Raw genomic sequence first — 463 nt, 5'->3', positions numbered from 1 at the left:
GCAGTTAAGCTCTTCAGCGCCGATGGTAGTTGGGGGTTTCCCCCTGTGAGAGTAGGACGCCGCCAAGCCATTTAAAAAAGATCAGCCATCCGGCTGGTCTTTTTTTGCGTATTATTTAGGGTTCTTTTCAGGAGATCTTAGCTTTGTCTTAATTATATTTTTAAACATGAATGTATGTTTTTCATTTTCAAGCCAACGGGAACCGTGCAGATTTGCCCTGGAAGTCTATTCTTATCCTAAGGTTGGGAAAGGAAATTATTTATTGTGAAATGTGTTGACTTTAAAGTGAAATAGGATTAATATAAATAAGCACCAACTAAGACAAACGAAAAACTTCATCCACTTTTGGTAGAATACTAAAAGTAATAATAACTATTGACTTCTTGCTATGAAAATGATAAGATGAAATGGTCGCTGAAAAACACAGCGATTTAAAATAAGTTAAAAACTTCGCAGAAGTTGA

Annotated in this window: 1 rRNA gene; it reads left to right on the top strand. The window is 35.9% G+C overall.

Annotation, left to right across the window (positions count from 1 at the left end):
- A 5S ribosomal RNA gene (gene rrf, locus SB775_RS34725) occupies positions 1–68 on the top strand; the annotation flags it as partial.
- Between the last annotated feature and the right edge of the window lie 395 nt (positions 69–463).

Source organism: Peribacillus sp. SIMBA_075 (assembly GCF_046534585.1).
This window is presented reverse-complemented; position numbering and strand designations above follow the sequence as displayed.